The sequence below is a fragment of the Shimia sp. genome (genome assembly GCF_041624275.1).
GTDB lineage: Bacteria > Pseudomonadota > Alphaproteobacteria > Rhodobacterales > Rhodobacteraceae > Shimia.
On the sequence record NZ_JBFJVE010000161.1, the window covers coordinates 1 to 7,452 of the forward strand.

At 66.3% G+C, this 7,452-nt stretch carries 8 protein-coding genes; 4 read left to right on the plus strand and 4 right to left on the minus strand.

Translation table 11 applies throughout. The features are described 5' to 3' along the window. Positions 1 to 51 precede the first annotated feature (51 nt). The 3 genes from uvrB to ABZD10_RS12030 all read left to right on the plus strand — a co-directional run bounded on the left by uvrB (position 52) and on the right by ABZD10_RS12030 (position 3,733). Positions 52 to 2,238 (plus strand): excinuclease ABC subunit UvrB, encoded by a 2,187-nt coding sequence (gene uvrB, locus ABZD10_RS12020; RefSeq protein ID WP_372886782.1) that lies wholly within the window; start codon positions 52 to 54, stop codon positions 2,236 to 2,238. Continuing rightward, positions 2,238 to 2,777, plus strand: a complete 540-nt coding sequence (locus ABZD10_RS12025) for a hypothetical protein (protein ID WP_372886783.1) — start codon at positions 2,238 to 2,240, stop codon at positions 2,775 to 2,777. Before uvrB ends, ABZD10_RS12025 begins: the two co-directional genes overlap by 1 nt. A 485-nt stretch (positions 2,778 to 3,262) precedes the next feature. Further along, positions 3,263 to 3,733 carry an aminoacyl-tRNA deacylase gene (locus ABZD10_RS12030; protein WP_372886785.1) on the plus strand — a complete coding sequence of 157 codons (471 nt, stop codon included), beginning with the start codon at positions 3,263 to 3,265 and terminating at the stop codon, positions 3,731 to 3,733. A 324-nt stretch (positions 3,734 to 4,057) separates the two neighbouring features. Here the strand turns inward: ABZD10_RS12030 and ABZD10_RS12035 are convergent, their stop codons facing one another. The 4 genes from ABZD10_RS12035 to ABZD10_RS12050 all read right to left on the minus strand — a co-directional run bounded on the left by ABZD10_RS12035 (position 4,058) and on the right by ABZD10_RS12050 (position 6,173). Continuing rightward, positions 4,058 to 4,873 (minus strand): sugar phosphate isomerase/epimerase family protein, encoded by an 816-nt coding sequence (locus ABZD10_RS12035; protein ID WP_372886786.1) that lies wholly within the window; start codon positions 4,871 to 4,873, stop codon positions 4,058 to 4,060. Between the two features lie 36 nt (positions 4,874 to 4,909). After that, on the minus strand, positions 4,910 to 5,317 hold the full coding sequence (locus ABZD10_RS12040) for a universal stress protein (RefSeq protein ID WP_372886787.1): 408 nt from the start codon (positions 5,315 to 5,317) through the stop codon (positions 4,910 to 4,912). 24 nt (positions 5,318 to 5,341) lie between these two features. Beyond that, positions 5,342 to 5,749, minus strand: coding sequence for a universal stress protein (locus ABZD10_RS12045; RefSeq protein ID WP_372886789.1), 408 nt, complete (start codon positions 5,747 to 5,749; stop codon positions 5,342 to 5,344). A gap of 103 nt (positions 5,750 to 5,852) precedes the next feature. Beyond that, the gene (locus tag ABZD10_RS12050) at positions 5,853 to 6,173 is read right to left on the minus strand and encodes an antibiotic biosynthesis monooxygenase (RefSeq protein WP_372886791.1); all 321 of its coding nucleotides are present in this window, start codon (positions 6,171 to 6,173) and stop codon (positions 5,853 to 5,855) included. Between the two features lie 164 nt (positions 6,174 to 6,337). Between ABZD10_RS12050 and ABZD10_RS12055 the strand changes: the two genes are divergently transcribed. Next, entirely contained in the window at positions 6,338 to 6,985 is a 648-nt protein-coding gene (locus ABZD10_RS12055) for a hypothetical protein (protein WP_372886792.1), read from the plus strand. Positions 6,986 to 7,452 lie beyond the last annotated feature (467 nt).

A 7,452-nucleotide genomic window follows, 5' to 3' on the forward strand; every position in this document is an offset into this window, starting at 1 on the left:
AACCGGAACAAAAAGAGATCAAATCTGGGGCCAGCCAAAGGAATCGCCCGCATGCCCCATGTTCACACCGACCGTTCCGCCCCGCTGACGAGCCCGATCCCGGCGCGGCCCAAGCTCGAGGGCGGCAAGCGTTTCGTCATGCAGACCGCCTTCGAGCCCGCCGGAGACCAGCCCACCGCCATCGCCGAACTCTCGGGCGGCATCCTCTCGGGCGACCGCGATCAGGTGCTCTTGGGGGCCACCGGCACCGGCAAGACCTTCACCATGGCCAAGGTCATCGAGGAAACCCAGCGCCCGGCGATCATCCTCGCCCCCAACAAGACCCTGGCGGCGCAGCTCTACGGCGAGATGAAGGGGTTCTTCCCCGACAACGCGGTGGAATATTTCGTCTCTTTCTACGACTACTACCAGCCCGAAGCCGATGTGCCGCGTTCGGACACCTATATCGAGAAGGAAAGCCAGATCAACGAACAGATCGACCGCATGCGCCACTCGGCGACGCGGGCGTTGTTGGAACGCGACGACGTCATCATCGTCGCCTCGGTCTCCTGCATCTACGGCATCGGCTCGGTCGAGACCTATTCCGCCATGACCCAGGATCTCGAGGTCGGCAAGGACTATGACCAGCGCGCGGTCATGGCCGAACTGGTGGCCCAGCAGTACCGCCGCAACGATCAGGCCTTTCAGCGCGGATCGTTCCGGGTGCGCGGCGACAGTCTGGAGATCTTCCCCGCCCACCTCGAGGACCGCGCCTGGAAACTGTCCTTCTTCGGCGAGGAACTCGAGGCGATCACCGAGTTCGACCCGCTGACCGGCGAACGCACCGGCACGATGGAGAAAATCCGCGTCTACGCCAATTCCCACTACGTGACCCCGAAACCGACCCTCACTCAGGCGGTCATCTCCATCAAACAAGAGCTGCGCCAGCGCCTCGACATCCTCGTCGGCGAAGGCAAGCTGCTCGAGGCCCAGCGCCTCGAACAGCGCTGCAACTTCGACATCGAGATGCTCGAGGCCACCGGCCATTGCAACGGCATCGAGAACTACTCGCGCTATCTCACCGGCCGCGCCCCCGGCGAGCCGCCCCCCACCCTGTTCGAGTTCATCCCCGACAATGCCATCGTCTTTGCCGACGAAAGCCATGTCTCGGTGCCGCAGATCGGCGCCATGTACAAGGGCGACTATCGGCGCAAGTTCACCCTTGCCGAACACGGCTTCCGCCTGCCCTCCTGCATGGACAACCGCCCGCTCAAGTTCGAGGAATGGGACGCCATGCGCCCGCAGTCGGTCTTTGTCTCGGCCACCCCCGCCAAATGGGAGCTCGAGCAATCGGGCGGCGTCTTTGCCGAACAGGTGATCCGCCCCACCGGCCTCTTGGACCCCGAGGTCGAGATCCGCCCGGTCGAGATGCAGGTCGACGACCTCTTGGACGAATGCCGCCGCATGGCCGAGCGGGGCTTTCGCGTGCTCTGCACCACGCTCACCAAACGCATGGCCGAGGATCTGACCGAATACCTGCACGAACAGGGCATCAGGGTGCGCTACATGCATTCTGACATCGACACGCTGGAACGCATCGAGATCCTGCGCGATCTGCGCCTTGGCGCCTTTGACGTGCTGATCGGCATCAACCTCTTGCGCGAGGGGCTCGACATTCCCGAATGCGGGCTGGTGGCCATTCTCGACGCCGACAAGGAGGGTTTCCTGCGCTCCGAAACCTCGCTGATCCAGACCATCGGCCGCGCCGCCCGCAACGCCGAGGGCCGGGTCACCATGTACGCCGACCGCATCACCGGCTCGATGGAGCGCGCCCTGGGGGAGACCAACCGCCGCCGCGCCCGCCAGATCGCCTATAACGAGGCCCACGGCATCACCCCCGCAACGGTGAAGAAGAACGTCGAGGACGTGCTGGCCGGGCTTTACGAGGGCGACACCGACATGAACCGGGTGACCGCCAAGATCGACAAGCCGCTGCACGGCGCCAACCTCGAGGCGGTTCTGGACGGGCTGCGCGCCGACATGCGCAAGGCGGCCGAGAACCTCGAGTTCGAAGAGGCCGCCCGCCTGCGCGACGAGATCAAGCGCCTCGAGGCGGTGGACCTCGCCGTCGCCGACGACCCGATGGCGCGGCAATACGCGGTGGCCGCCGCCGGCGAAGAGGCCAGGAAGACGCGCGGCCGGTCCTCGGCCGGCCGCGCCGGGCAGCGGGGTGGGAATGTGAAGCGGAGGGGGCGGTGATGAGTTCGGCTGATTTTTTGGCTTCTGTGGTTTCGCCAAACGTAGAAGCTCTCATCCGGGAGCCCGACAACTATCGTGCAGCAATAAACGCAATTTTGTCCTTCGAACCACTGGTTGGGTTGTACTACTTGGAACGCAAAACACGGGATGCGACACTTGGGAGCGACAGCGAGTTTCGCGGAGAGCTGGCCCGCCAAAACGAAGCCCTTCGCCTTATCAGGGATTTGGCAGCCAGCCTAAAACACGGTGAGTTGACTACCCAGGCAAAGAGAACTGTAAGGCTGGCTGCAGATATCAAGCCCGACAAGACACAATGGAACGACGACGCCGTCTGGAATGACAACGGCGTCTTTTGTGATAATGCAATCGTGATTGAGTATTCGACCGAGGAAGTAAATTTGTCCACTCGTTTGCATGGATTGAATAGAATTGAGGCCTATTCGGTTGCAAGAGAAGCACGGGATTTCATGAACGCGAAAATTCTCGGTGAAGCGCGCAAGTCAAATTTATTGTCCGAAATAGTCGGCATATTCTCTTAAACATGCGCAAGGCAACTAGAGTCTAGCTACCAATCCACGGTTTTGAATGCCCCAGCGCCCGACCCGATGGGTGGGTGCGGAACGCGCCCGCCCAGTGGGGGCGGGTCGGGCGCCCGCAGGATGCAAGCATCCTGCAACGGCTCCCCGTAGGGCGGGCTTCAGCCCGCCACCCATGCCCAACCCCACCCCCACCGGGGGTTTTCGCGCTCTTGCCCCGGCGGCCCCGAACCACCCACCGGCCACACGCCAACTTAACCAATTGTTAATAAACAAAAGTTTCGCACGCGAAACATTTTCCGCCCGAAATCTTCCGCCCATCCCCCTCAACGCGCGCGCCGCATCCCGCCGCCGCCACACCGCCTCTTGCCCGACTCACCCGACCTCTGTCACACTGGCCGTATCCACCAACCCCAAAGGGCGCCCCGGCTGCGCCCATGGATACAGGCACAATCGCGGCCCCGGCGCCTCTGTCACAGGAGGACAAGATGGCTATTGCTTCGCGTCTCAAGCATCACCTCGATGCCAAGGGCCTGCCGTTCGACATGCTGGCCCATGCCTATACCGCCACCGCCGGCGAAAGCGCCGAGATGGCCCATGTGCCGGGCTCGCAGCTGGCCAAGTCGGTGCTGATCCACATGGAGGACACCCCCTTCGTCGCCGTAGTCCCCAGCCACATGCGCGTCGATCTGCACCAGTTGCAGACCCTCATGCACCGCCGCATCGGCCTCGCCCCCGAGGAAGAGGTCGCCGAGGTCTTCGAAGACTGCGAGATCGGCGCCGCGCCGCCGGTCGGGGTCGCCTATGGCGTGCCGACGGTGATCGACAAAAGCATGATGGGGCTCGACGAGGTCTGGTTCGAGGCCGGCGACCACCGCACGCTGGTGCATATGCGCGGCCGCCATTTCGACCGGCTGATGAGCGACGCCAAACTGGGCTCGTTCTGCTGTCTGCACTGACCGGCAGCGGGCCGGGCCGGCCTCAGATCAGCGGCACCAGCGGTACCCCGCAGGCCGACAGACAGAGACTGGCGCTCAGGATCAGAAACAGGCGCATGGCGTTTTCCTCGCTCGAAGGCCGCGCGCCATAGGCTGCGGCGGGTGGGTATCCGCCGCACCCTAGGGGCCGGACATGTCCGGAACATGTCCGTCGCAGGGCCCGAAAGAGGCAGCCGCACCGCCTGCCGCGCCGCCCTGCGCGCCCCGTCCTTCAGCCCTGCCCTACCGATCCGCCCTGCCGGCCCGTCCTTCCGGCCCGTCCTTCCGGCCCGTCCTGCCGGCCGGCTACTGCGCCAGCCCCAGCGCCTCGAGGTGGCGCACGCTGTCCTGCACCCGGTCGAAATCGTTGATCTCGACGATCAGATGCGGCGCCGCCCGGGTCGCCGCGATCGCCTCGAAGACCGCGTGCCAGGGGATGTCGCCCTGCCCCAGCGGCCAGTGGCGGTCGGCATAGCCGTCGGCATCCTGCAGGTGGACATGGCCCAGCTGCGCCCCGGCCAGCGAGATGAAACGGTCGGCCGGCGGCGCGCCGCAGATGCGATGCGCCCAATGGGCGTGGCCGGTGTCGACCGAAAGCCGCAGCGCCGGGCTGTCGGCGGCCTCGATCACCGCCATGCGGTCGCCGGGGTCGGTATCCCTGATGTTCTCCAGCACCAGCATCACCCCCTGGTCCTCGGCCCGGCTCAGCGCCGGGCCCAGGGTGTCGAGAATGGCGCCGATCCGGGTCTCGCGGCGGCGGCGCCCGCCGTCGAGATTGTCGCGGTCCCAGGCGTCATAGGGCGAATGCAGCACCATCTGCACCGCCCCCAGCCGTTCGCAGACGCTCAGCGCCTGATCCAGCCGCGCCTGGATGATGGCGCGGATCTCGCGGTCGGCGCAGTGCAGCTCAAAGCCCGAGAACGGCCCGTGGATGCCCAGCCGCCCCTGCCAGCCGGCCAGCTGGTCGCGCGCCATGTCGATGAAGACATCCGGGCTGCGCAGGACGTCGGCCATCGAGAACTCGGGCAGCTCGATGTCGCGGTCGCGCTCGAACAGCCAGTCGCGGTGCCGCCCGAGATCAAGCACGCTGAGCTGGGCGCCGACCACCGGCAGGTCACTCATTGCCCCTGCCCCGCGCGCCCGGCCGCGCACCGCCGCTCAGCGCAGCACATGCACGGCGCATTGGGCATGGCGCACCACCCGGCTGGCGGTCGAGCCGAGGAAATAGTTCGACAGGTCGGGCCGGTGCGAGGCCATGACGATACAGTCGACGCCGTGTTCTTCGGCCCAGTCGAGAATGGTGCGCCCCGAATGGCCGGCGACAACGACGATCTCCACGTCCGCGGCCGCGCCGAGATCCTCTTTCAGCCCCTCGCTGACCAGGCGGATGTTCTTTTCCATCTGGCCCTCGGGCAGCTGCTGGGCGACATAGCCCGGGATCGCCTCGACCACCGACAGCGCGGTGATCCGCCCGCCCTCGTCGGCCAGCGCCCGCGCCACGCGCAGCGCCGCCGCGGTGTTGGGATCGTGATCCACCGCGATCGGTATCAGAATGTTCTTGTACATCTTCGCCCCTCCTTTCCAGGGAAACTAGCGCACCACATGAACCGCGCATTTGGCGTGGCGCACGACCCGCGCCGCGGTGCTGCCCAAGAGGTAATCCTTCATCTCGGGCTTGTGCGAGGCGACCACGATCAGGTCGGGCCGGTGGTCGTTGGCCCAGTCGAGGATGGTGCGCCCCGAATGGCCCTCGACCACCACGCCATGGGCGTTCTCGATATCGCCGGCAAGGTCGTTCAGCGCCTTGACCAGCGCCCCGCGCGCCTCGTTGTGGAACCCCTCGGGGACATAGTTCAGCGCATAGGCCGGCACCTGCTCCATCACGTGCAGCATGGTGACCCGGCCGCCGTCGTTCAGCAGCCGGCGGGCCACCGCCACGGCGGCGGTGACATTGCGGTCGTCTTCGAAAGACACCGGAACGAGAATGTGGTCGTACATGGTCTACCTCATGATCTGATGGCCCCAGTCTATCGCGGAGCCGAACCGGACGCCTTGACGCAGGTCAGGCCGCGGCGGTGGCGCGGGCCCCGCGCACCCGCCTTCAGTCGAAGGCCGCCACCACGTCGTACATCACCGGCTCGAAGCTGCGGCAAAGCTGGTTGATCTCGCGGTTGCGCGCCCGCATCTCGTCGCTGCGCAGCATGGCCTGGAAATCCTCGCGCCGCTCCCATTGCGAATAATTGGCGATCCGGGTCTGGGCGTCGTTGACATGCAGCCCGGCGGCGATGAAACCCGGCTGTTTGGAAATGAAGGTCTCATAGGCCTCGGTCAGCGCATCCATCAGATCCTGGCAGGTTCCCGGCGTCATCTCGAAGGTGGTGATGACGGTCTGCAGGCTGGCGTCCTTGGAAATCTTGGGCATCTTGGTCTCCTCTTTTTTCGAAGCTTAGACCAGCGTTCTTCCCGCTGGCCAGCGCTAAAGCGCATGGCGAAAAAATCGCCGCCCGCGCGCGCCGCCGGCGGCCGGCCCCGGCGGCGGTTAACCAATAATTCACATCGACTTCCGATCCTTGGTCAGAGGGTTCCATGATTCGTCTGATCGCCATTTTCTGCCTTATCGCCGCGCCGCTTCTTGCCGGGCCCTGGATGCGCGAGGAAGGCGGCCAGTTCCTCTCGGTTTCGGCCGATTTCGGCCTTGGCGGCGGCGCCGACGGCTATGGCGCGCTCTATTACGAATTCGGGCTCGAACCGCGCTGGACCCTGGGCATCGACGCCGGCGGCAAGGGCAACGGCGAGACCACGGCGCTGGTCTTTGCCCGCACCCCGCTCTGGCGCTCGCCGCAGGGCGCCCGGCTGGCGGCGACGCTGGCCCTTGGCAGTCACCGACCGACGGGCGGCCATGGGGTGCCGGCGCTGCGCGCCGGGCTGGCCTGGGGGCGCGGCATCGACCCCGGCCTGCCGGGCTGGATGGCGCTCGAGCTCAGCCACCAGTGGCGCGGCGGCGGTCTTGCTGCGCAGAACAAGCTCGAGGCGACGCTGGGGCTGCGCTGGCGGCACGACCGCGAAGCGATGCTGCAGGTGACGGCCGAGAAGACCGCCGGACAGGCGGTGGCTCTGTCGCTGGCCCCGGCCGTGGTCTGGCAGGTCGGCGAGGCCGGCCATCTGGTCACCGGGCTGCGGCTGCGCGATGACGGCGCGGCGGCGCTGACGGTGGCGCTCTGGCGGCGCTTCTGAACGCCGCACCTTGCTGCGCCGCGCCGGACCATGCGCCGGGCGATGCACCGGCCATGCACCGGCCATGCACGCTGCCGTTCACTGGGCCAAACACCGCCAGCCCCCCCCCGACACCACACCGCCCCCGGCACCACACCACCCCCGGCCCGGATCGCGCCGGGAACCGTCGATTGAAACCGCGGAGGGCCTCTGGCATAGTGGCGCAAAAGCAATCAGCACCGGCCCGATCGCCCGCAGCGGGCCGCGCCGGGGCCGAAACGCAAAAAGAACGCAAAAACCGCACCAGAACGCAGTCATCCGGCACCGAGGCAAAGCCATGAAAACCCTGTTCAGCGCCCTTCTCGCGGCCAGTTTCCTGCTGTCGGCCAGCGCCGCGCCGGCCGAGGCCGGGGTGATGTCGCGCGCCTGCATGAAATCCGACCGCAAGGCCAAATCGCGGGCGCTCTGCGGCTGCATGCAAAGCGCCG

Bases quoted from the DNA above. Each gene is read 5' to 3' on its own strand.
- uvrB (WP_372886782.1), top strand. From the start codon at position 52: ATGCCCCATGTTCACACCGACCGTTCCGCCCCGCTGACGAGCCCGATC.
- ABZD10_RS12025 (WP_372886783.1), top strand. From the start codon at position 2,238: ATGAGTTCGGCTGATTTTTTGGCTTCTGTGGTTTCGCCAAACGTAGAA.
- ABZD10_RS12030 (WP_372886785.1), top strand. From the start codon at position 3,263: ATGGCTATTGCTTCGCGTCTCAAGCATCACCTCGATGCCAAGGGCCTG.
- ABZD10_RS12035 (WP_372886786.1), bottom strand. From the start codon at position 4,873: ATGAGTGACCTGCCGGTGGTCGGCGCCCAGCTCAGCGTGCTTGATCTC.
- ABZD10_RS12040 (WP_372886787.1), bottom strand. From the start codon at position 5,317: ATGTACAAGAACATTCTGATACCGATCGCGGTGGATCACGATCCCAAC.
- ABZD10_RS12045 (WP_372886789.1), bottom strand. From the start codon at position 5,749: ATGTACGACCACATTCTCGTTCCGGTGTCTTTCGAAGACGACCGCAAT.
- ABZD10_RS12050 (WP_372886791.1), bottom strand. From the start codon at position 6,173: ATGCCCAAGATTTCCAAGGACGCCAGCCTGCAGACCGTCATCACCACC.
- ABZD10_RS12055 (WP_372886792.1), top strand. From the start codon at position 6,338: ATGATTCGTCTGATCGCCATTTTCTGCCTTATCGCCGCGCCGCTTCTT.